Consider the following 23,174-nt stretch of genomic DNA (forward strand, 5'->3'; position numbering starts at 1 on the left):
CCGTCTGCGCTCATCCATCCAGTATGAAGCTACTCACCATTCAATGTTCACCATTCACGCGCCGAAGCCGCCGCTCACACGTTGAGCAGAAGGTACTCCCGCTCCCACGGGCTGATCACTTCCATGAAGGTCTCGAATTCCGCCCGCTTGATCGCCGCATAGGTGGCGGCGAAGGATTTGCCCAGCAGCGCGCAGAGTTCCTCGTCGCCTTCGAACAGGTCGACGGCTTCGAGCAGGCTGCGCGGCAGGTCGATCTCGTCCGCATTGGCGGTCGTCAGGACCGGCGGTTCGGCCTTGATCTTCCTGGTGATGCCGATCAGCCCGCAGGCAAGCGAAGCCGCCAGCGCCAGGTAGGGATTGGCATCGGAGGACGGGATGCGGTTTTCGACACGCCGCGCCGCCGGATCCGAACGCGGCACACGGAACGCCGTGGTGCGGTTGTCATAGCCCCATTTGTTGTTGACCGGAGCCGAGGCCGCCTGCGTCAGCCGCCGGTAGGAATTGACATAGGGCGCGAACATCACCAGCGCGTTAGGCACGTGTTTCTGCATGCCGCCGATGAAATGGAAGAACGCCTCGGTCTCCGAGCCGTCCTCGGCCGAGAAGATATTCTTGCCGGTCTTCTTGTCGATGATCGACTGGTGGATATGCATGGCCGAACCCGGCTGGCCCTGGATCGGCTTGGCCATGAAGGTGGCGTAGATTTCGTGCTTGAGCGCGGCTTCACGGATGGTGCGCTTGAACATGAACACCTGGTCGGCGAGCTCGATCGGGTCGCCGTGGCGCAGATTGATCTCGAGCTGGCCGGCGCCCTCTTCATGGATGAGCGTGTCGATTTCCAGGCCCTGGCTTTCGGAGAAGTGGTAGATGTCGTCGATCAGTTCGTCGAACTCGTTGACGCCGGCGATCGAATAGCCGGCGCCGCCGCCGATCGCACGGCCCGAGCGACCGACGGGCGGGGTGAGCGGATAGTCCGGGTCCGGATTCTTGCGCACCAGGTAGAACTCGATCTCGGGCGCCACCACCGGCCTCAGCCCGAGCTTGTCATAGGCGGCAAGCACGCGCTTCAACACATTGCGCGGCGTGAATTCTACCGAGCGGCCGTCCTGGTGGACGAGGTCGCAGATGACGGCGGCCGTCGGGTCTTCTTCCCAGGGCACCACTGTCAGCGTCGACAGGTCCGGCATCAGCTTGAGGTCGCCGTCGTCCTCGGGATAGTGGAAGCCGTTGCCGTCTTCGGGATAGCCGCCGGAAATCGTCGTCATGAAAACGGCCGAAGGCAGCGCCAGCGAGGTGTTGGAGGTGAATTTTTTCGACGGCATCATCTTGCCGCGGGCCACGCCCGCCTGATCAGGCGTGATGCATTCGATGTCCTCGATGCCGCGCCATTCCAGCCACTCGCTGACTTCCTTCCAGTTCTTCACACCACGCAGGTTCTTCACGAAGGCAGGCGTACGCGCCCGTCCTCCGCGGCTCGACGGACGGACTTCCTTTTTTGCAGGCGGCATCATTCACCAGATTGGGTTGCGGATTTCGGAGTATAGCCGTGCGCCACTGTGTAAGGGAAGGGAGGTGCTGCCGGCATTCCTCGTTCCGGTTGAAAATCACGTCGGCCGGCTTAGGTTCGTGTGGCTCGCAACCCGGAAGGCATCGATGCGAAACAACAGCGAACTGACGACCATCGGCTTCGACGCCGACGACACGCTTTGGCAGAACGAGCAGTTCTTCCGCATGACGGAGAAGCGTTTCGCCGCCATGCTTGCCGACCATGGCGAGGAGAACCAGATTTCGGCGCGATTGCTCGAGGCCGAGCGGCGCAACCTTGCCGTCTATGGCTTCGGCATCAAGGGGTTCACCCTGTCGATGATCGAAACGGCGATCGAGGTCACCGACGGGCGCGTACCGGCTTCGGTCATAGCGCAGATCCTCGAGGCCGGCCGAGAGATGCTGAGCCACCCGATCGAGGTCTTGCCGCATGTGCGCGAGACGGTGGGGAAACTTGCCGGCGCCTACCGCCTCGTGCTGATCACCAAGGGCGACCTCTTCGACCAGGAGCGCAAGCTGGCCGGGTCCGGCCTCGGCGACCTGTTCGACGCGGTCGAGATCGTCAGCGACAAGAATGCCGCGACCTATTCCCGCCTTTTCAGCCGCCACGGCGACGGTCCGGCAAAGAGCATGATGGTCGGCAATTCGCTGAAGTCGGACGTGGTGCCGGCCATCAAGGCCGGCGGCTGGGGTGTCCATGTGCCGCACGAACTCACCTGGGTGCTCGAGCATGTCCAGGCGCCGCTCGCCGAGCCGCGGTTTCGCCAGATATCGGACCTCGGGCAATTGCCCGAACTGGTGCAAACCATCACGAGGAGAAATTGATCGCGCTTTAGCGGCTTATCAGGCGATCGATTACCGGTTGCAGCCGCTCGGGCGTGATTGGCTTGGCGACGACGGCGTCAATCACGTTCGACAGGCCCAGGCTCTCCGGCGTACCGGTCTTGGTTGAAAGCAGGATCACGGGAGGAAAGGATTTTCCCGAAGCCCGTCGCAACGTTTCGATGCCGGACATCAGGGTGTCGCAGTCCTTGTTGTCCGTGCCGCCATCCAGCACGATCACGCCTGGCACCAGTGTTCGCAACGTCTTCGCCGCCATGTCGGGCGATTCCGAGATTGGCTTGAGCCCGGATCGCTCGACGATCTTCGACACCACCACACGATTGATCGGCGATTTCCCGACAACAAGCACTTGTGAGGGACTGCGCATCGTCTCGGTGCTTGAATCCTGGGTCACCAGATTCGGATATTTTGCGGTCTCGCCCTTGTTACTCACTGGGCACCCAAGTCGGCCAAGAAGCTCGCCCCTATTTCAATGCAGAGTTGAATCTGGCCGACAATTGGCGTGAGATCGCACCCCATGTCAAGTTGAAATAAAAGGCTTCCGAAAACGCCTCCCGCGATAGTGGAGTCAAGCAACAGTACTGTACTGCCCTGTCCACGGATTGGTTGCGTAAAAATAAAATTCACCTGCGCATACACTGCGCAGGTGAAGGGCCGGTTGCAACGATTTCCAGTCAGCCATGGCTCTGCTGTGTGACGATCACCGGGATCAGCAGATCGCCCCAATTGCCGTCGCCGCCATGGTGCCTCGCCGAGCGCACCAGCTCCACCGAGACGCCGGCCTCGACCGCCTTCATCACCGACTGGTTGAGCCTGTGCAGATCGTTGGCCAGCATGCGGATCGTCGCCTGCTGGTCGACGCTCATCGTGGTCGATTGTTCTTCTGCCCGTTCCTTGACGCGGCTTATCGATGCCATTGGTCTTCTCCTGTGTCTGAAGGCCCTGTTGGGCGTTTCCTCGGTGTTTCTGAACCGCTATTCCGCGGCTGGTCTGAACTGTGCGTGCTCGGTCGATTCATGCATGGCGGTGGTCGACGACTTGCCGCCGGTGATTGCCATCGACACGGCGTCGAAATAGCCGGTGCCGACCTCGCGCTGGTGCTTGGTCGCGGTGTAGCCATTGGCCTCCGCCGCGAATTCGGCTTCCTGCAACTCGGAATAGGCGGCCATCTGCCGTTCCTTGTAGCCACGCGCCAGTTCGAACATGCCGTAGTTGAGCTGGTGGAAGCCGGCGAGCGTGATGAACTGGAACTTGTAGCCCATGGCGCCGAGTTCCCTCTGGAATTTGGCGATCGTCGCGTCGTCGAGATTCTTCTTCCAGTTGAACGAGGGCGAGCAATTATAGGCGAGCAGCTTGCCCGGATGGTGCCTGCGCACGCCCTCGGCGAATTTTTTGGCCTGTGCCAGGTCCGGCTTCGAGGTCTCGCACCAGATCAGGTCCGCGTGAGGTGCATAGGCGACGGCCCGCGCGATGCAGGGCTCGATGCCGTTCCTGACCTGGTAGAAGCCTTCCACCGTGCGCCCGGCATCGTAGTCGACGAAGGGCTGGTCGCGCTCGTCGATGTCGGATGTCAGAAGCTTCGCGGCTTCGGCGTCGGTGCGTGCCACGACCAGCGTCGGCGTGCCCATCACATCCGCTGCCAGGCGCGCGGCGTTGAGGTTGCGGATATGCGCGGCGGTCGGGATCAGCACCTTGCCGCCGAGATGGCCGCACTTCTTTTCCGACGCCAGCTGATCCTCGTAGTGAACGCCGGCGGCGCCCGCTTCGATGAACGCCTTCATGATCTCGAAGGCGTTGAGCGGCCCGCCGAAGCCGGCTTCGGCATCGGCAACGATTGGCGCGAACCAGGTCTCGACCGAAAGCCCATTGCCCTCGGAGGTCTCGATCTGGTCGGCACGCTGCAGCGTCCGGTTGATGCGCTTGACCAGCTCCGGCGCGGCATTGGCCGGATAAAGCGACTGGTCGGGATACATCGCCGAGGCAGTGTTGGCGTCGGCGGCGACCTGCCAGCCCGACAAATAGATCGCCTTCAGTCCGGCGCGCACCTGCTGCATCGCCTGGTTGCCGGACATGGCGCCGAGCGCGTTGACGAAATCCTCCTCGTGGATGAGCTTCCACAGCCGGTTGGCACCCATTTCGGCGAGACTCTGGCGGATCTGCACCGAGCCGCGCAGCCGTTTCACATCCTCTGGCGAATAGGGACGTTCGATACCGTCGAAGCGACCTTCCGGCGCCGAGGGAACGAGATTGTAAAAATCAGTCATGAGTCACTCCGAAGGATTGATGGACTTTGTCTGCGCGCCAATCTTCTGGCACATCGGGATGTGACTGAATTTACATTACGGCGCGAAATCAGCCAGAAAAATCAGGCTATGTGGCCGAGGATAAGGGAAAACCTGTGTTGTGTTTGACAGAGGGTTGCTGTAAATCTGTCACAACTGTAAAAATCACCGGTAGTGGGATCTGCCGCGAATGTCGTGTAAATTCCTGTCAAGAAAAGTCGATGGCTGAGCAGAAGATTTTCGCCGGGCCGCGCATCCGCCGCATCCGCAACGCCAAGGGCCTGACGCAGACGGCGATGGCCGAGGGGCTCGGCATTTCGCCATCCTATCTCAATCTGATCGAGCGCAACCAGCGGCCGCTGACGGTGCAGCTGATCCTCAAACTGGCGTCGGTCTACAAGGTCGACCCGCATGAGCTGCAGGGCGAGGCGAGAGGGTCGGTCGCCGCCTTGAAGGAAGTGTTCACCGATCCGCTGCTGGTCGGCGAATTGCCGGGAGACCAGGAGTTGATCGAACTTGCCGAGGCGGCGCCCAATGCGTCCGCGGCGGTGATAAAACTGTTTCGCGCCTACCGCGAGCAGGCCGAGCGACTGTCCGACCTCAACGAGCTCCTGGCGCGCGAGGGGCGGGCGACCGCACTGTCTGGCGCCCGCCTGCCGATCGACGAGGTGCATGAGACCTTCGAACGGCGGCCAAACCATTTTACGGCACTTGAGGAGGAGGCCGAGGCGTTCACCGCGGTGCTCGATCCCGGCGACGATCTGTTCGGTGCTTTGAAGGCCTGGCTGAAGCGTGAATACGGCATCGCGGTCAAGGTGCTGCCGGTCGCCACCATGCCGAACTGGCGCCGCCGCTATGACCGCCATTCGCAGCGCCTGTTCCTGTCCGAGCGCCTGTCGCCGTTCGACCAGCTGCGCGAGGTGGCGATGGAGGCTTGCCTGATCCGCATGACGGTCACGGTCGCCGGCGAGATCCAGGCGCTCAAGCTGACCACGGACGAGGCTCGCCGCCTCGCCCGCTTCGAGCTCGGCCGCTATGCCGCGCATGCGCTGATGATGCCCTACCAGGCCTTTCACGCCGCCGCCGTCCGCGCCCGCTACGACATCGACGTGCTACGCTCACGCTTCGGCGTCTCCTTCGAGCAGGCGGCGAACCGGCTGACCATGCTGCAGCGGCAGGGCGCACTCGGCGTGCCCTTCTTCATGCTGGAGGTCGACAATGCTGGAAACCGCTTTCGCAGGGCCGGCAGCCAGGGCTTTCCGCACAGCCGCTTTGGCGGCGGCTGTCCCAAGCTGCCCGTGCATGCCGCCTTCACCCAGCCGGGTCAGGTTTTCGTCGAAGCGGTGGAAATGCCTGACGGCGCCGAGTTCCTGTGCATCGCCCGCACGCTGGAAGGGCCGCAGGGCGCGTTCGCGGAGCGCCCGCGCCGCACGGCGCTGCTGCTTGGTTGCGACATCGGCTTTCGCGACGACATCGTCTATGGCGCGGCGCTGCCCGGCGCCGTGGTCGGCGCAAGGGCTGGACAAGGCGCCGTCGCGGCGACGCCGGTCGGACCCGCCTGCCGGCTTTGCGAGCGCGTCGGCTGCCTGGCGCGCGCCGAACCGCCGGTGACGCGTCCGCTTGGCCTCGACGAGATGGTGACCGGCCTGAGCGCTTTCGACTTCCAGTAATGCGAGAGCAAAGGTGCCACAATCGTCGCCGGTGTCTGGATCACCCGCGGCGTAACTCTTTGCGTTACGCGAACAGAGCAGTTTTTTGTCGTCCCTTACGCATCGTCCCGTCCACAAAAGCTCGACAGTCGCGCCCATGACAGACGCAGCATCATCGCCGGGCCTTGTTGCATCGACTTTCTCGCCGCGCGAGGAACGTGTCGGCATGCTTCTGGTCTTCCTGTCGGCGCTGATGTGGAGTTTCGGCGGCACCATCGCCCGCTTCATCACCGTCGGTGACAGCTGGACGATCATCTTCTGGCGCTCCGTCTGGGCCGCCGCATTCCTGGTCTTATTCATGACCTGGCGTGACGGCTGGCGCGGCATGCTGAGATCATTTCGCGACATGGGCTTGCCTGGCCTTGGTGTGGGGTTCTGTTTCGCCATCGCGTCGACCGCCTTCGTCGTGGCGCTCGCCTACACCACCGTCGCCAACATCCTCTTGATGCAGGCCGGCGTGCCGCTTCTGGCGGCGCTGTTGGCCTGGGCCTTGTTTCGCGAACGGGTAGGTGTCGTGACCTGGGTGGCGATCGCCGCCGTCATTGCCGGCGTTGCCATCATGGTATCGGAATCGCTCGATGGCGCCGTCTCGCCCATAGGCGATGGGCTGGCGCTGCTGATCGCGTTCATGTTCTCGATTGCCACCGTCATCACAAGGCGGTTCGCCAGCGTGCGGATGACGCCGGCGACCTGTCTCGGCACGCTCCTGGCCGCGGGCTTTGCCGCCTCGCAGGCAGCGGCCTTCACGGTGTCGGCCGCCGATATGGGCTTTCTCTTTGCCTTCGGCGTGGTCAATCTCGGCATTGGTCTTGCGTTCTTCGCTACCGGCGCGCGGCTGATCCCGGCGGCCATCGCGGCACTGCTCGGCACCTTCGAGCCGATCCTTGGGCCGATATGGGTCTGGCTCATCCATTCCGAGGTGCCTTCCGGGCGCACCATCGTCGGCGGCGCGGTGGTGGTCACCGCGCTGCTCGTCCATATCGGGTTCGAGTTCAAGCGCCAGGCACGGCCGCGGCGAGCAGGGATCACCGGAGTGCCGTCGCCGAATTGATGCGGGCCGCTGAAGCTTTGCCATTGACAATGTTGCTGCCGCCCGGGCAGGCTGGGTCCACGGCAACAACAAGACAGGCGTATCTTGCCAAGTCTCCCCGGCGGCCCGATCGAGACCGCTCCATATTTCTGTATTTCTGTCCGCGCGGCGGCGAAAGCTTCTGACGGCGCCGCGATTCCTTCCAGCCTCGGACGATTGCGCGGCCGCGACCGGCGTGCCAATCGGCGCTTGTTGTCCCCTGGTAAGCTCAATAGTCTGAAACAAATGCCCGGTCGCGCGTATGTCGCGACGAGCCGGCGATGGAACACTGACCAAAGGAGAATAGCATGATCCGCAAAGCGCTCTGGCTTTCGGCTACCTCGGTATTTCTGACATTGTTCACACCTGCCGGCCACGCCGAGGACCGTGTTGTCAACGTCTTCAACTGGTCGGATTACATCGACAGCTCCGTCATCGAGGGCTTCACCAAGCAGACCGGCATCAAGGTCGTCTACGACACCTTCGATTCCAACGAGATCCTGGAAACGAAGCTGCTTGCCGGTGGTAGCGGCTACGACGTCGTCGTACCCAGCGGCAATTTCCTTGCCCGCCAGATCCAGGCCGGCGTCTTCCAGAAGCTCGACAAGTCGAAGCTACCGAACATTTCCAACATGTGGGACGTCATTTCGGAACGCACCGCCAAGTACGATCCCGGTAACGAATATTCGGTCAACTACATGTGGGGCACCGTCGGCATCGGCTATAACGTCAAGAAGGTGAAAGCGGCGCTCGGCACCGACAAGATCGACAGTTGGGATGTGTTCTTCAACCCCGAAAGTCTCGCCAAGCTGAAGGATTGCGGCGTCTATGTGCTGGATTCGCCGGCCGACATCATTCCGGCGGCGCTGAAATATGTCGGCCTCGACCCGAACAGCACCTCGCCTGACGATATCGCCAAGGCCGAGGAAGCCCTGATGAAGGTCCGCCCCTTTATCAGGAAATTCCACTCGTCCGAATATATCAACGCCTTGGCCAACGGTGACATCTGCCTGGCTATCGGCTTCTCCGGGGACGTCTTCCAGGCCCGCAACCGCGCCCAGGAGGCCAAGCAGGGTGTCGAGATCGGCTATTCCGTGCCGAAGGAAGGCGCCCAGATATGGTTCGACCAGATGGCGATCCCCGCTGATGCGCCGCATGTCGCCGAGGCGCATGAATTCATCAACTACATGATGAAGCCGGAAGTCATCGCTAAGTCTTCAAACTTCGTGCTCTACGCCAACGGCAACAAGGCTTCGCAGCAGTTCGTCGACAAGGCGATCTTGGACGATCCGTCAATCTATCCGGACGAAGCGACGGTGCAGAAGCTCTATACGGTCCAGCCGTACGATCCCAAGGCCCAGCGCGTCATCACGCGCACCTGGACCAAGATCGTCACCGGTCAATAAGCATCTGAAGCGACCTCGGCGGACAGCTGCCGGGGTCGCGTTTTTGGGGCACAAAGCAAGAAACAGCACGGAGTGGGGATATGAAATCGCTTGGCAGCATCCGTAGGGATTTCGCGCCATGGAACGACCCGAACGCCAAGCCATACATCCAGTTCGACAACGTCACCAAGAAGTTCGGTGACTTCACCGCCGTCAACAATCTGTCGCTGACCATCTTCGAGCGCGAGTTCTTCGCCTTGCTCGGCGCCTCGGGTTGCGGCAAGTCGACGCTGCTGCGGATGCTTGCCGGCTTCGAGGAACCGACGGCCGGCCGTATCCTGCTCGATGGCCAGGATCTGCGTGGCATCCCGCCCTATCGCCGGCCGGTCAACATGATGTTCCAGTCCTATGCGCTGTTCCCGCATATGACGGTGGAGAACAACATCGCCTTCGGCCTCAAGCAGGAAGGCATGCCTAAGCCCGATATCGAAAAGCGCGTCGCCGAGATGCTGAAGCTGGTCAAGTTGGAGCAGTTCGCCAAGCGCAAGCCGCACCAGCTCTCCGGTGGCCAGCGCCAGCGCGTCGCTCTCGCCCGCTCGGTCGCCAAGCGGCCGAAAGTGCTGCTGCTCGACGAGCCGCTCGGCGCGCTCGACAAAAAGCTGCGCGAGGAAACCCAGTTCGAACTGATGGATTTGCAGCAGGAGCTCGGTCTCACCTTCGTCGTCGTCACCCACGACCAGGAAGAAGCGATGACCATGGCCGATCGCATCGCCATCATGGACAAGGGCGAGGTCATGCAGGTGGCGACGCCGGCGGAAGTCTATGAAGCCCCGGCCTCGCGCTTCGTCGCCCATTTCGTCGGCAATGTGAACATGTTCGAGGGCAAGGTCTCCGAGCGGTCGGCCAACACCACCCGCATCACCGGAGCGAGCGGAGCCCAGATCGTGGTCGAGAATGGTGGTGCCGCGGCCGCGGCCAATGCCGATATCGTCTTCGCCATCAGGCCGGAGAAGATCAAGGTGTCGTCGAAGAAGCCGGCAGATGCCGTCAACGCGCTGGAAGGCGAGGTCTATGACGTCGCCTATCTCGGCGACATGACCGTCTACCACATCAGGCTCGACGATGGGCAGATCGTGCGGGCAAGCGCCTTGAACGCGGCGCGCGTGACCGAGGATCCACTGACCTGGAACGACCGCGCCTGGGTGTCCTTCCGGCCTGATGCCGGCGTCGTGCTGGCGCGGTAGGGGGCTGATATGTCCAACATCGCCGTCGCCGATGCCGCCGCGCCACCGACCGCCGCCAAGCCGTTGCTGACGCGGCTGGGTGCCGGCTTCGTCAACCGGCTCGTCATCATCGTCCCCTACCTCTGGCTGCTGTTCTTCTTCCTCATCCCCTTCGTCATCGTCTTCAAGATTTCATTGTCGCAGACGGCGATCGCCATGCCGCCCTACACGCCGGTGCTCGACTTCAGCGACGGCATCTCCGGTTTCTTCGCCGGGTTCCGCGACCTCAACTTCGACAATTATGTCTGGCTGACGCAGGACGCGCTCTATTTCAAGGCCTATGTGACGAGCGTCATCATTGCCGCGATCTCGACCGTGCTGACGCTGATCGTCGGCTACCCCATCGCCTATGGCATGTCACGCGCGCCGGCTACTATCCGCCCGACCTTGCTGATGCTGGTCATTCTGCCGTTCTGGACGTCGTTCCTGATCCGCGTCTATGCCTGGATCGGCATTCTGAAGCCCGAGGGCCTGCTCAACCAGCTGCTCTTGTCGCTGCATATCATCAACCAGCCGCTGGTCATCCTCAACACCTATACGGCGATCTTCATCGGCATCGTCTATTCCTACCTGCCGTTCATGGTGCTGCCGCTCTATTCGTCACTGGAAAAGATGGATTACTCGCTGATCGAGGCGGCCAAGGATCTGGGCTGCCCGCCGACCGCGGCTTTCTGGAAAATCACCTTCCCGCTGTCGCTGCCGGGCGTCATTGCCGGCTGCCTGCTGGTGTTCATCCCGGCCGTCGGCGAGTTCGTCATTCCCGACCTGCTCGGCGGCTCGCAGACGCTGATGATCGGCAAGACGCTGTGGAACGAGTTCTTCGCCAACCGCGACTGGCCGGTCTCGTCGGCCGTCGCCGTCATCCTGCTTTTGCTGCTCACCGTGCCGATCATGCTTTTCCAGCAGGCACAGGCGCGTGCCCAGGAGCAGGGCAAATGAACACCACCTGGAGCCGCTTCAACGTCACCTCGATCGTGCTTGGCTTTGCCTTCCTGTACCTGCCGATCGTGCTGCTCATCGTCTTCTCCTTCAACGAATCCAAGCTCGTCACCGTCTGGGGCGGCTTCTCGACCAAATGGTACGTTTCGCTGTTCCACAACCAGGGCCTGATGGACGCCACCTGGGTCACGGCGCGTGTCGGCGTCATTTCGGCCACCGTGGCGACCGTGCTGGGCACGCTGGCGGCGCTCACCCTGACGCGCTACACGCGGTTCCGGGGCAGGGTGCTGTTTTCCGGCATGGTCTTCGCGCCGCTCGTCATGCCGGAAGTCATTACCGGCCTGTCGCTGCTGCTGCTCTTCGTTGCCATCGGTCTCGACCGCGGCTTCTTCACGGTGACGCTCGCCCACATCACGCTGACAATGTGCTTCGTGGCTGTTGTCGTGCAGTCGCGCCTGGTCTCCTTCGACCGGTCGCTGGAGGAGGCGGCGATGGATCTCGGCGCAACGCCGGCCAAGACCTTCTTCCAGATCACGCTGCCGGTGATCCTGCCGGCGATCGTGTCCGGCTGGATGCTGGCCTTCACGCTGTCGCTCGACGATCTGGTCATCGCCAGCTTCACCTCGGGACCGGGCGCCACGACGCTGCCGATGAAGATCTACAGCCAGGTCCGTCTCGGCGTGACGCCGGAGATCAATGCCGCCTGCACCATCCTGATCGCCGTCGTCGCGGTCGGCGTCATCATCGCTTCGATCGCCAACAAGCGGCGTGAGGTGCAGCGCCAGCTCGACGAACAGGCCGCGCAACGCGGTTGAGCATGATCGTGCTCAAAGGAACGAAAGCGCCCCTCTACTCGCCCGAGACGCCGCGGCTTATCGGCGAAATGAACGGCGTGCTCCAGGTTCCGCCGACGAAGAAGGACGACTGGTTGGGGCCTTGCTGGCCGGTCTTCTGCGCCGCCGCCTGGTCCGGCTGGATGACGCCGCCGGACAGCGCCAGCCCACGCCCGGCATAGGAGGCGATGCCGGAAAGCCAGATCTTGTACTTCGCCGAATTGGCTTCGGCCTTGTCCAACCTCGCCACGCCTCGCGAAATGGTCGCCTTCACTTCGGCGCCGTCGATCGGCAGAGTGCCGTCCGAGACGTCGTCGAGCGCGAAGAAGCCGCCTTGTTCGGTATGCTTGAGAAAGGCCGGCAGGTTGAACTTGCTCAGCGCGCCGGGGCCGAAGGTTGCCGAAACCGAGCCGTCGGCGTTTTCAAAGATCGAATCCCAGGTCCTGCCCGGTCCCTTGAGGATGACCGAAACGGTGCCCGTGCCGACCGGCACCAGCCGGGTCATGCCCGCCGCCGTGCCGAACGCGCCGCCATCGATATCGGAAGCAAGCAGCCGGATCTCGACCTGGGTGCCCTCGGGCTTGCGGTCGAAACGAAGGCTGGTCTGGATGTTGCCGCCAAAGGCCGAGGCGTCGGAGATATCGAAGACGGAAAGACCGTCCTTGACCTGGGCGGTGGCGGCGACATCCGCAAGCTGGATTGTGCCGGCCGTGGCATGCGCCGCGGACAGCCTGAGATCGAGATTGAACCGGTCGGCGAAACTGGCCTCAACGTCACCCGGCGCGGTCCCGCTTGCCGGCCCCAGCGGCGTAAAGGCGGACAGAAACGATCTGAGGTCGAGCGTGTCGAAGGCGAGTGTGCCTGAGATCACGGGTTGGGCGTCGCCAAGCGACAGGTCGAGCGCGCCCATGCCCGGATTGTTGTCCAGCGCCAGCGCGGTGTTTTCGAATTTGATGCGTCCGGCCGACGCCGTGACCTTGCTCGAAATGCTGACCGAGCCGATCGCAGCGCTCGGCGCGATGCCGGCCTGCGACCATTCCAGCACGCGGCGTAATGAGGGTGCCGCGAATTTCACCTGGCCGTCGAAATAGGCGTTGTCGGACATGCTGGCCGTGCCGTCGAAGGAGAAGGTGCCGGGTGCTGCCTTGAAAGACAGAGTGAGCGGCGCCATGCCGCCGGCAAACAGCACCAGAGGTTTCTGCGAGGCGGCGTCGACGGTCACGCTTTCGCCGCGCCAGATCCCGGTTGCCGACAGTGTCGCATTGCTGTTCATCGCCGCCCAGGTCGCCTGGCCGCTGAGGCTGCTCAGGATTTCCACGTCTTTGCCGTTGACGGAAGCCACCATGCGGCCGTCCCTGAACTCAACCGTGCCGAAGGCATCTGTCGGCAGCTTGTCGAGGTTGGGCTTGGCGGGATCGGCACTGACCACGCCGCGCGCCGTGTCGATGGAACGTGCGATGCGCCCGCCGGTCGGCGCGGTGGGCAGGAACAGGCCGTCCGCAGTACGCTGGACCCGGATCGTCGGCCGCACCAGCCGCGCCGTGGAAAACACGACATCGCCCTGCAACGCCGCCATGGCCGATAGGTCGATTTCGACGCGTTCGGCTTCGACGACCGGCGGCGCATCGGTATCCGTCCATTTCGACAGCGTCACATCGGTCAGGATCGCCCGGAATTTCGGCCAGACCTCTATGCGCGGCGAGCCTTCGATGGCGACCCGGAAGCCGCTCCAGGCGCTCATTTCCCAGGCGATGCGGTCGCGCACGATGCGCGTCGAGGCGATCAGCGGCAGCGTGGCGACCACCAGAGCGATGACGATCACGGCAGCGCCGATCGCCCATACTCCGCGGCGGATCAAGGATGATGGCATCTCGCCCTATATGCTCGCGTTCCGATTAATCGCCCAGGGTGTAACCCCAGTCGTCACTACGACTTAGGACTGAGGCATTTCAAGTCTTTATGGCCCGGCGATGGCATTTGCGCACACCTGGCCGCTTCGGCCCAACAAAATCTTGCTCTGCTGCGCTGCGATATGCATAAGCGATGACGACCGTGGGAGGATCGATAATGGCTGCCGAAGTACCGCTCTGGACCCCGACGCAAGACCGGATCGACGCTTCGCCATTGACGGCTTTCCTGAAGGCCGCGGAGGCGAAAGCCGGCGCCACATTCGCCTCTTATGCCGATCTTCACCGCTGGTCGGTCGAGGATCGCGAGGGGTTCTGGAGCCTGGTCTGGGATTTCTGCGGCATCGCCGGCGAAAAGGGCGAGCGCCTGCTCGCCGATGGCGACAAGATGCCGGGTGCCTCCTTCTTTCCCGACGCGACGTTGAATTTCGCCGAGAACCTGTTGAAGAAGACCGGCGCGGGCGAGGCGATCGTCTTCCGCGGCGAGGACAAGGTCGAGCGGCGGCTGTCCTGGAACCAACTGCATGGCCTGGTTTCGCGCCTGCAGCAGCTTTTCCTGTCGCTCAAGGTCAAGAAGGGCGACCGCATTGCCGCGATGATGCCCAACATGCCCGAGACAGTCGCTGCCATGCTGGCCGCCGCCTCCATCGGCGCGGTGTGGTCATCCTGCTCGCCCGACTTCGGCGAGCAGGGCGTGCTCGACCGGTTCGGCCAGATCGAGCCCGTCATCTTCATCGGGCCTGACGGCTATTGGTACAATGGCAAGGCGATCGAGGTCGCTGACAAGGTCGCCGCGGTCGCGGCCAAGCTCGGCAGTGTCCGCAAGGTGCTGCTTGTCGATTATCTCGGTACTTCGGCCGATGTGGCGGCAACCATCGACAAGGCGGTGGCGATGGAAGAGGCGCTGTCGCCCTTCGCCGCCAAGCCAGTCAGCTTCGAGCCTCTGCCGTTTTCGCATCCGCTCTACATCCTGTTTTCATCAGGAACCACCGGCATCCCCAAATGCATCGTCCATTCGGCCGGCGGGACGCTGATCCAGCATGTCAAGGAACACCGGCTGCATGCCGGCCTCGTCGACGGCGACCGCTTCTTCTACTTCACCACGTGCGGCTGGATGATGTGGAACTGGCTGGTGTCGGGCCTGGCTTCCGGGGCGACGCTGCTGCTCTACGACGGCTCGCCCTTCTACCCCGACGGCAATGTGCTGTTCGACTTCGTCGATGCCGAGAAGATGACCTTCTTCGGCACCTCGGCCAAGTTCATCGATTCCGTGCGCAAGGCCGGCCTCAAGCCGATCCGCAGCCATGACCTGTCGACCGTGCGGGCGATCTCCTCCACCGGTTCGCCCCTGTCGCCCGAGGATTTCCGCTTCGTCTACGAAGGCATCAAGAAGGATGTGCATCTCGCCTCGGTTTCCGGCGGCACCGACATCGTCTCCTGCTTCGTGCTCGGCGTGCCCAACCAGCCGGTGTGGACCGGCGAGATCCAGGGACCAGGCCTCGGCCTGGCCGTCGATGTCTGGGACGATGACGGCAAGCCGATCCGGCAGGAAAAGGGCGAACTGGTCTGCACCAAGGCGTTTCCGTCGATGCCGATCGGCTTCTGGAACGATCCCGAAGGCAAGAAATACCAGGCGGCCTATTTCGAGCGTTTCGACAATGTCTGGTGCCATGGCGATTTCGCTGAGTGGACGGCGCATGGCGGCATGATCATCCATGGCCGCTCGGACGCCACCCTCAATCCGGGCGGGGTGCGCATCGGCACGGCGGAGATCTACAACCAGGTCGAACAGATGCCGGAAATCCTGGAGGCGCTGTGCATCGGCCAGGATTTCGACAATGACGTGCGTGTCGTGCTGTTCGTGCGGCTGGCCGCGGGCGTCGAACTGGACGAGGATCTGGAAAAACGCATCCGCGCCAAGATCCGCAGCGGTGCCAGCCCCCGCCATGTCCCGGCCAGGATCGTCGCGGTCACGGATATTCCGCGCACCAAGTCGGGCAAGATCACCGAACTCGCCGTGCGCGACGTCGTGCATGGCCGCGCCATCAAGAACAAGGAAGCGCTCGCCAACCCGGAAGCGCTGGAGCTGTTCAGGAACCTGCCGCAGCTTGCCGAATGACCCCGATCGGCATGGTTAACGAACTATGTTGCGGGAATTTACCTAGATTTCACGAGTGGTACACATTCGTAAATTTTTCGGCGGTCCGGTAAGGACTTGTTAAGGCCCGGCCCCGATAGTCGCATGTAACTTGAGGGAGAAATCCCGTTCCTCAGCCCCCCGAGGATCTGAATTCGCTCAAGCCCCGTTGTGACAGCAATCCCATCTCTTAAGGCGTCCTCCAGGGCGCCTTTTCTTTTGGACCTGCTATTCGGCCAGCACCCGGGTCGAGGGGAAGGCAACTTCCACCAGCGTACCTTCGCCCGGCGTCGAATTGATGGTGAAGCGGGCGCGGTTTGCTTCCACCATCGCCTTGGTCAGCGGCAGGCCAAGACCGGTGCCGTCGCCACGACCGCGCTTCAGCGCGTTGATCTGCTTGAACGGCTTCAGCGCCTGTTCGATCTCGGCCTGGCTCATGCCGATGCCGGTGTCGCGCACCCGCATGACGACGTCGCCCGAAGTCTCATAGGCGGTTGAAACGATCACCTGGCCACCGGCCTGGGTGTAGCGAATGGCATTGGACAGGATGTTGAGCGCGATCTGGCGCACGCTGCGCAGGTCGGCCACCACTTCCGGCAGCCGCGAGGCGAAGCTGGAGCGGATGATGACGCGTTCGCGGTTGGCCTGCGGCTGCATCATCGCCACGGTCTCGGCCAGCGTGTCGTTGAGCGAGACGGCCTCATAGGCCATTTCCTGCTGGCCGGCCTCGATCTTCGAGATGTCGAGCAAGTCGTTGACCAGGTCGAGAACATGGTTGCCCGAGCGGTTGATGTCGCGCAGATAGTCGCGGTAGCGGTCATTGGCGACCGGTCCGAATTTCTCGTCGACCATCAATTCGGAAAAGCCGATGATGGCGTTGAGCGGCGTGCGGATCTCGTGGCTGATGCGGGCCAGGAAATCGGTCTTCAGTGAGGACGCCCGTTCGGCCACCGCGCGCGCCTGGGTGAGATCTTCCTCGGCTCGCTTCCACTGCGTGATGTCGCGCACGACAGCACAGAAGCCGCTGTCATTGGGCAGCCGGCCGATGGTCATGAACAGCGGGATGAAGCGCCCCTGCGCCTCGCGCCCGATCACCTCGCGGCCGTCATTCATAACGCTTGCCACGCCGGGTTCGGAAAGGCCGGTGAGATAGTCGCGCGCCGCGCGCTGGCTTTCGATGGCAAACAGCGAGGCGAAGGGCTTGCCGGTCACCTCGTCGCTGTCGAAACCGAACAGCGCTTCGGCCGGGCGGCTGATCGAGCGGATGGTGCCGTCGCTGCCGATCAGCACGACGCCGTCGGTGGCGGTGTCGATGATGGTGCGCATCTCGGCAATGCGCGCCTTGAGCTCGGAAATGTCGGGCTGTGTCGGCTCTTCGCCGACCGCGTGCAGGGCCACGGGCGCGTCATCATCGCCGGAACGGCGCACGACCAGCATCAGCGCCTTGCCGTCGCGCCAGGGAACGGAGCGCAGGATGGCGTCGATCGGGAATTCCTGGCCATCGCGGGTCTTCAGCCGCAACGCCCGGTCGCTGCCGTCGGAGGTGCCGTCATCGGCATAGGGATCGGCAAACAGTGCACCGAGGCCGCCGGCGTCCTCGAGGTCCTCGAGCGTGTCGTAACCGGTCAGGTCGAGGAATTCGTCATTGGCATAGTGCAACTGGTCGCCCGAATGGATGAGCAGCGGCACCGGCAGCTTGCCGAGCAGCGAGGTGTCCGGAGCCTTGCTTTCGTTGCCGACGGAAAAGGCCGACGGCACGATCCCTTCGGTCCTCAGCGGCGGCACTTTCAGGCGTGGCTGTCCAGCCGGGCTCTCGACGACGTCGCTTGCACCGGCGCCAAATGTCGCGGCCTGCTCGTCAGCGGCTGCCGCCTTCTCGCCGTCGCCCCAGTCCTCATTGTCCTCGGCATCGCGAAAATCGGCCGATGTCATGCTGTCGTCATCGTCGACGGCATCATGCGTGGCGTCTTTGGCATCGCCTCCGTCACCGGTCGCGACGGGTTCCGTAACCTCCGGTTCCGCCGCTACGGCTTCTGAAACCGGGGGCTCGTCATTGTCGGCGACAGGGCCGGGTTCATCATTGCGGTCGGCGTAGTTGAGCAACGATCCGCCCGCGCCAGGCAAGGTGTCGGCGGGTTCGGCATCAGCCACGTCGTCCGGGTGACCGCCATCAAGCCGTGCGAGATCCGCCTCGTCCTCGGCATCGGTCTCGGATGGTTCGGCCAGCGCCGCGTCGCTCTCAGATTCCGCTGTGATTTCGCCGGCCTCTGATGGCTTTTGATCCGGCACGGTATCAGGCGTCGCCACAACCTCGTCGGCGGGCAAGATCGGAGTTTCCGTCTTCGCGACTGGGGCCTCGGCCGCTGTTTCAGCCGTGGGCTCAGCCGGTGTGTTGATCACCGGTTCTGGCGGGCGTTCGGTGCCGGGCTTGTCGGCTTCCGGCGGCTCGGCCGGCGCACTGTCCTTCTTCAGCCGCTCGCCGATCTCACGGAAGGCGCTGCGTTCCAGGGTCGACAGTCCCTTGTCGTTGGCCGGCTGCCGGTGTTCGGCTAGGCGGATGACCTTGTCAGCAAAGCGCCGCTCCTGTTTCGGCACGATGGTCAGCGCCGGCACCTCGCCCTTGAACGGGTCCGCTGCATTTGGTTCCTTGGCCTTCGGCTCTTCCGTCTTCGGTTCTTCAGCGGGATGCTCGACGGCTTGCGGTACGGACACCGCCGGCGCCTTGCCATTGGGCACCAGCGCCATGCCGATCGCTTCCGGGTCGACGGTCGCGTCACTGGCGCGGGCCACACCGAAGCCGCGAAAACCTTCGAAGGCGCGGCTGCGGCCATAAACAGGCAAAGCCGCGAGATCAACGGGGATCTTCAGGTCGGTGCCGACGACAGGCCACAGCACAGAGCGGCCGGACCAGGTATCGCGCCGCTCCAGAAGGCCGGCGATCTCGCCGGACGCGTCAAGGCCGAAGGCCGCCGCGACATCCCTGAAGCGCCGGCCGATCACGTCGGCCGCCGGCTTGCCGACAATGTCGGCGAATTCCGGCGACAGCGCGCTGAACTTGCCTTCGGCGTCGGTGCGCCAGACGAAGCGTAGCGGCGCTGCCGAGCGGTCTATTGTCCGGGCTGGGGGCGTCTGGGCTGCCGGGGAGGCGGGCTTGCTCTCCTTCGCGCTGTCCACCGAAGCCTCGGCGCCGGTCGCTTGGGCCACGTTTTTCGCTTCCGGCGTAGCAGGCGCGGGTGGCGCGCCGTCCTCGCCGGCATGGAAGTACCAATGATCGTGCTGTGCCGGCGTGCTGCCCGCAGCCGGCTGATCGTTGTCGGCGGCAACCGGTGTCGGCTCGGTCGGCCCCGCAATCTCTTGCGTTGCCCGTTCCGGCCTATCTTCAGCCACGGGCTGGCCAGCGGCGGGCTCCGGCTCGATCTCTGCGGTGCCAGGCGACCGTTCGACGGCCTGCGTCAGCGGAACATCCGCCGTCGGCTGATTGTCCTGATGAGGATCGGATTGCGCGGCAGCGCCTTCCGCCGCTGTTGCTCGGCCAATCTCGGTGGCGGGGCTTTCCGTTGCTGCCGAGGGGCCGTCTGCCGAAGCCCCTGCAACTGCAGCAGCGGCGTTGTCCTCGAGCTGATCCTCATCGATCACAACCAGGAGATGCCGCTCCGGCGTCAGCCGCGCGAGCCCGGCCGGGTAGGAAGTGTTGCCGCCCGGAACGAGACGCTTGACGATGCGCTCACCCTCGGCGGCCACATCGGCGACCAGGGCGGCCAGAGTCGCGGGCTGGATGCCGAGCTTCGAAAACCCGTCCGACGCGGCCTCGACATTGCCCCCGGCATCGATGAAGGCGATGAAATGGCCGTCTTCGGTGAAGCCGCTGATCGCCCGGCTGGCGACTTCGGCGGCACCGCGCGAGCCTGTCTGCGCCGCCGGCACCGCCAGCATGATCGCCTTCTCGGCGTCGGGCATCGTCACGGCACTTGCCTGGAAGCCGATGGTGCGGCTGGTCATGCCGGTTGCCAGCCTGACGGTGATGCCGCGATCGCTGCCGATCTCGGGGAAGCCGCTGGTCGCCATGATCTGGCGGCGGGCGATCAGCGGCAACTGTGCCGATGCGCCGATGATCGCTTCGATGTCGGGATAGCCGAACACGGCGGCGCCCGGCCCATTGGCCCAGATCACCTGTTCCAGGTCCACCGACAGGATCGCGATCGCGTCGCCGGCGGCAAAGCGCTGGCGCACAGCGTCGAGCACGGCGACGTCGAGGAAGGAATATTCGGACGGCATGCGCTTGGCGAACCCTCACGGAGCGGCGAAATTTGCAGTTAACGCTTTGTTAATAAAAGCCGGCGGCGCGAAGGTCCACAAGCCAGAACGTGCAAAGGCTGGTTTCTGGGCTTTTGGTTAACGGCCCGAAAGAAATTTATGGTGCACTGCAACAAAGATATTGCAATGCACAAAATTTGCCTTTATATTGCCATCATAACTGAACGAGACGGCTTTCCGTCAAAGCCGCTGCCGCTGAAAAGGATGGAAAATGTCCAAGACCAAGACCGCCGACACGATCGAAAACGTTGAATTCCCGAGCTTCGACGCTTCCAAGGCCACTGACCAGATTCGCGCTTTCGCCGAAAAGGGCGTTGAGCAGTCGAAAGAGGCCTATGCCAAGCTCAAGACCGGCGCCGAGGAGACCCAGAAGGCTCTGGAGTCGACCTACGAGACCGCCAAGACTGTTTCCAGCGACCTGTCGCTCAAGACCATCGCGGCGCTGCGCGCCAATGCCGAAGCCGGCTTCTCGCATCTCGAAGCCCTGATCGGCGCCAAGTCGCTGTCGGAAGTCGTCGAGCTGCAGACCGCTTTCCTGCGCAAGCGCGTCGAGTTGACCGTCGAGCAGGCCAAGGACTTCCAGGCTGTTGCCTCCAAGGCGGCTGAAGAAGTCTCCAAGCCGATCAAGACCGCCTTCGAGAAGGCGATCAAGGACATCAAGGCTGCCTAACATTTGCGCATGATCTGAGGATGCAACAAAAGGTCGCATTTTCTTAAAAACCGTCAGGCGTATGATGGCAGCCATCAAGGAATACCCGGCGAGTGGAACCTCCTCCCTCTGCTCCCCGGGGTGACCAGCCAGCTCCTCCTCCCGCTGGCTCGTAACAGGAAAAGGCCGGCACCTCCTCCCGCCGGCCTTTTTCTTTGCCCGATGGATCCCGCTCGATGCGGCGAGATGTGGGGAACTGGCCTTTGCTTCGCAAAAGCCTTGAATTAAAATCCATAAGCCCGTATGGACGCATCGCCGAACGACAGAGCGGATCAAGTGGAACGAATTTCCACGCCGATCCCGCTCAGGCAAATGTGCCGTTGTAGCTCAGCTGGTTAGAGCGCCGGATTGTGGATCCGGAGGTCGCTGGTTCGATCCCAGCCAACGGTACCATTAAAAATTCTATGTAACCTACTGAATTTGCTGAAGAATTTCAGAAATTCGATTGTCGGTTTAGCCTAGTTTCGCTCATTTGTGTTACCTATTGTGCTACTTATCGGGCAAGTCCAAGGAGCTTTGACCGTAATGTTTGGGTCTGTTGTCAATTTCTCCGCGCATTGATGGCACCGTCAGACGTACCTCAAGCCTCCCGGTTTCGAAATACCTTCAGTGACGAGTGCGGTAATTGGCGGCAACGACGTGCAATTAGGCGGGTTCTAATTTCGGCCGCAGCGCATATGCGGGTCATCGATGCGCATCTCTAATAACCAAACGGCCCTTTGCGGTCGCAAGCAGTCCGACAGCTTTGAGGTCAAAACGTCAGAATCTGCTTCAACACACCCGACTTGCTCGGCCGTTGCGAAGAGGCCAGCACTTTCTACGTCAATGGGCGACGGATTGGCCGTTGAATCAGGCACAGCCGTAGACTTGCCTGACTTGTCGGGGCCACGAACTTTCTCCAGCACCGAACTGATTTGGCCCCACCAGCGGACATTTCCGAGCTTCAGCCTTGTGCGCCCTCGGGTTTAGTCGGCACGAGGTGGCCGGCTCACCGTCTTGGCAAGCCGCTACAGATCACGGTCATCAGGATGAGGACTGGGAATTGTAGTCCTGAGCTTTGCGAGCTTCGGACACGAGAGCGCGCAAAGTATTAACCCTTTCTTATGACTTTATCGTCCTTTAGTTTCGGCGGTCCGTTGTACCCCATTTCTGAGCAATAGTTCAGGTTGGTGCGCCCGTTGGCGTGTCAGAATTAGCCCTGAGTCTTCAATGCCTTCGTCCGTTTCGCGGCTAACAAAGCCCCTTAATGTGTCCGGACCTAAGCGCAGTTCGAGTACTGGAGTGATGGGGTAATTGCTCGCCTTCTGTTGCTGGAGGGGGAAAGTTTATGTACATTAGAAGTTCTTAATGCCTACTGCCGTTCAGACGTAAGTCCATTCCGGGCTGCCTCGCAGGTGTTGATCACTGCATAAGGGAGCCGTGGGGGTTTTATGCGGCTTGTTGTTGTTACTCCGATCCGTTTGTTTGGGGACGCGTTGACCGCGTGCTTTCTTCCTCGAACCGAAGTCTCGCTGCAAGCAACCGTTTCCGACCTGACACATCTGCGTATCCTCCTTCGTGATGTGCATGCCGAAATTGTGCTGATCGATGTGACGCAGGGCATAGCGCTTGACGAAGTTCGCTCGATTGCATCGCAGTTCCCGGGGATTGCACTAGTCGCGCTCGGCCTCCAAGAGCAGCGACAGGACGTCATTCGTTGCGGGCGGGCCGGGTTCAGTGGCTATGTCGGCCGAGACGCGTCCGTGGAGGATTTGTGCTGCGCGCTTGCGAACGCGCGCTGCGGGAAGCTCTCGTGCAGCGCCGAGATTTCCGGCGGACTGTTGCGCGCACTGTTTGAAATGGAGCGGAACACGCGGCCGGCGGAATCGACCAAGGCGCTTACGCAACGCGAGGGAGAGGTGCTGCAATTGATCGGCAATGGTCTATCCAACAAGGAGATTGCGCTCGACCTCAGCGTCAGCGTCGCCACTGTCAAGCACCATGTCCATAACATTCTCCAGAAGCTAAAGCTGCCTCGGCGCACGCAAGCGATGCGCCGCGTGCGCGAGGCGCCATGGATAGCTGCTTCGCCGCCGCTGGATCGGTACGACGAAGCCGACTGACTCGCCCCCTGCTCCTCCTTTTCGCACGCATGCGCATGTTTAGCCGGTCGACGTCCGGCCGCATGTCCTCGTCCGTGAAGGATGGATCCTTGGATTGATAGCCGTCATCGCGGCACC

The 23,174-nt window shown here is 62.6% G+C and carries 16 protein-coding genes and 1 tRNA gene; 11 read left to right on the plus strand and 6 right to left on the minus strand.

Going from position 1 to position 23,174, the window contains the following annotated elements:
* Nucleotides 1-74: 74 nt before the first annotated feature.
* Entirely contained in the window at nucleotides 75-1,511 is a 1,437-nt protein-coding gene (locus MAFF_RS26635) for a glutamine synthetase family protein (RefSeq protein WP_010914113.1), read from the minus strand.
* Between the two features lie 142 nt (nucleotides 1,512-1,653).
* Here MAFF_RS26635 and MAFF_RS26640 point away from each other — a divergent pair, with 142 nt between their 5' ends.
* On the plus strand, nucleotides 1,654-2,370 hold the full coding sequence (locus MAFF_RS26640; protein WP_010914114.1) for an HAD family hydrolase: 717 nt from the start codon (nucleotides 1,654-1,656) through the stop codon (nucleotides 2,368-2,370).
* Between the two features lie 7 nt (nucleotides 2,371-2,377).
* Here MAFF_RS26640 and MAFF_RS26645 read toward each other — a convergent pair whose 3' ends face one another.
* From MAFF_RS26645 to aceA, 3 genes are all read right to left on the minus strand, one after another.
* The gene (locus MAFF_RS26645) at nucleotides 2,378-2,821 is read right to left on the minus strand and encodes a response regulator (protein ID WP_032928754.1); all 444 of its coding nucleotides are present in this window, start codon (nucleotides 2,819-2,821) and stop codon (nucleotides 2,378-2,380) included.
* A 241-nt stretch (nucleotides 2,822-3,062) separates the two neighbouring features.
* The gene (locus MAFF_RS26655; RefSeq protein ID WP_006202762.1) at nucleotides 3,063-3,305 is read right to left on the minus strand and encodes an SMc00767 family acetate metabolism repressor; all 243 of its coding nucleotides are present in this window, start codon (nucleotides 3,303-3,305) and stop codon (nucleotides 3,063-3,065) included.
* 57 nt (nucleotides 3,306-3,362) lie between these two features.
* Entirely contained in the window at nucleotides 3,363-4,652 is a 1,290-nt protein-coding gene (gene aceA, locus MAFF_RS26660; protein ID WP_010914116.1) for an isocitrate lyase, read from the minus strand.
* Nucleotides 4,653-4,891: 239 nt separating this feature from the next.
* On the opposite strand from aceA, the gene MAFF_RS26665 reads away from it, so the two are divergent.
* The 6 genes from MAFF_RS26665 (at nucleotide 4,892) to MAFF_RS26690 (ending at nucleotide 11,870) form a co-directional block, all read left to right on the plus strand.
* On the plus strand, nucleotides 4,892-6,340 hold the full coding sequence (locus tag MAFF_RS26665) for a helix-turn-helix domain-containing protein (RefSeq protein WP_032928756.1): 1,449 nt from the start codon (nucleotides 4,892-4,894) through the stop codon (nucleotides 6,338-6,340).
* 136 nt (nucleotides 6,341-6,476) lie between these two features.
* Complete coding sequence (locus MAFF_RS26670; RefSeq protein WP_010914118.1) at nucleotides 6,477-7,430, plus strand: DMT family transporter; 954 nt, start codon at nucleotides 6,477-6,479, stop codon at nucleotides 7,428-7,430.
* Nucleotides 7,431-7,756: 326 nt separating this feature from the next.
* Complete coding sequence (locus MAFF_RS26675; RefSeq protein ID WP_010914119.1) at nucleotides 7,757-8,854, plus strand: polyamine ABC transporter substrate-binding protein; 1,098 nt, start codon at nucleotides 7,757-7,759, stop codon at nucleotides 8,852-8,854.
* Between the two features lie 80 nt (nucleotides 8,855-8,934).
* Nucleotides 8,935-10,077 carry an ABC transporter ATP-binding protein gene (locus tag MAFF_RS26680; protein ID WP_010914120.1) on the plus strand — a complete coding sequence of 381 codons (1,143 nt, stop codon included), beginning with the start codon at nucleotides 8,935-8,937 and terminating at the stop codon, nucleotides 10,075-10,077.
* A gap of 9 nt (nucleotides 10,078-10,086) precedes the next feature.
* Nucleotides 10,087-11,055, plus strand: a complete 969-nt coding sequence (locus tag MAFF_RS26685; RefSeq protein WP_010914121.1) for an ABC transporter permease subunit — start codon at nucleotides 10,087-10,089, stop codon at nucleotides 11,053-11,055.
* Nucleotides 11,052-11,870: an ABC transporter permease gene (locus MAFF_RS26690; RefSeq protein ID WP_010914122.1), complete on the plus strand. Its 819-nt coding sequence runs from the start codon at nucleotides 11,052-11,054 to the stop codon at nucleotides 11,868-11,870. The genes MAFF_RS26685 and MAFF_RS26690 overlap by 4 nt, the downstream gene beginning before the upstream one ends.
* Before the next feature lie 34 nt (nucleotides 11,871-11,904).
* Here the strand turns inward: MAFF_RS26690 and MAFF_RS26695 are convergent, their stop codons facing one another.
* Nucleotides 11,905-13,758, minus strand: a complete 1,854-nt coding sequence (locus tag MAFF_RS26695; RefSeq protein ID WP_010914123.1) for an AsmA family protein — start codon at nucleotides 13,756-13,758, stop codon at nucleotides 11,905-11,907.
* Between the two features lie 197 nt (nucleotides 13,759-13,955).
* On the opposite strand from MAFF_RS26695, the gene MAFF_RS26700 reads away from it, so the two are divergent.
* Entirely contained in the window at nucleotides 13,956-15,914 is a 1,959-nt protein-coding gene (locus tag MAFF_RS26700) for an acetoacetate--CoA ligase (RefSeq protein ID WP_010914124.1), read from the plus strand.
* 246 nt (nucleotides 15,915-16,160) lie between these two features.
* Here MAFF_RS26700 and MAFF_RS26705 read toward each other — a convergent pair whose 3' ends face one another.
* Nucleotides 16,161-20,207: a PAS domain S-box protein gene (locus MAFF_RS26705; RefSeq protein WP_010914125.1), complete on the minus strand. Its 4,047-nt coding sequence runs from the start codon at nucleotides 20,205-20,207 to the stop codon at nucleotides 16,161-16,163.
* A gap of 250 nt (nucleotides 20,208-20,457) precedes the next feature.
* Between MAFF_RS26705 and MAFF_RS26710 the strand changes: the two genes are divergently transcribed.
* The 3 genes from MAFF_RS26710 (at nucleotide 20,458) to MAFF_RS26720 (ending at nucleotide 23,057) form a co-directional block, all read left to right on the plus strand.
* Nucleotides 20,458-20,916 carry a phasin gene (locus MAFF_RS26710; protein ID WP_010914126.1) on the plus strand — a complete coding sequence of 153 codons (459 nt, stop codon included), beginning with the start codon at nucleotides 20,458-20,460 and terminating at the stop codon, nucleotides 20,914-20,916.
* Between the two features lie 355 nt (nucleotides 20,917-21,271).
* Nucleotides 21,272-21,348 (plus strand) — tRNA-His (locus tag MAFF_RS26715).
* Nucleotides 21,349-22,385: 1,037 nt separating this feature from the next.
* Nucleotides 22,386-23,057, plus strand: a complete 672-nt coding sequence (locus tag MAFF_RS26720; protein ID WP_010914127.1) for a LuxR C-terminal-related transcriptional regulator — start codon at nucleotides 22,386-22,388, stop codon at nucleotides 23,055-23,057.
* Nucleotides 23,058-23,174 lie beyond the last annotated feature (117 nt).

Source organism: Mesorhizobium japonicum MAFF 303099 (assembly GCF_000009625.1).
Classification (GTDB): domain Bacteria; phylum Pseudomonadota; class Alphaproteobacteria; order Rhizobiales; family Rhizobiaceae; genus Mesorhizobium; species Mesorhizobium japonicum.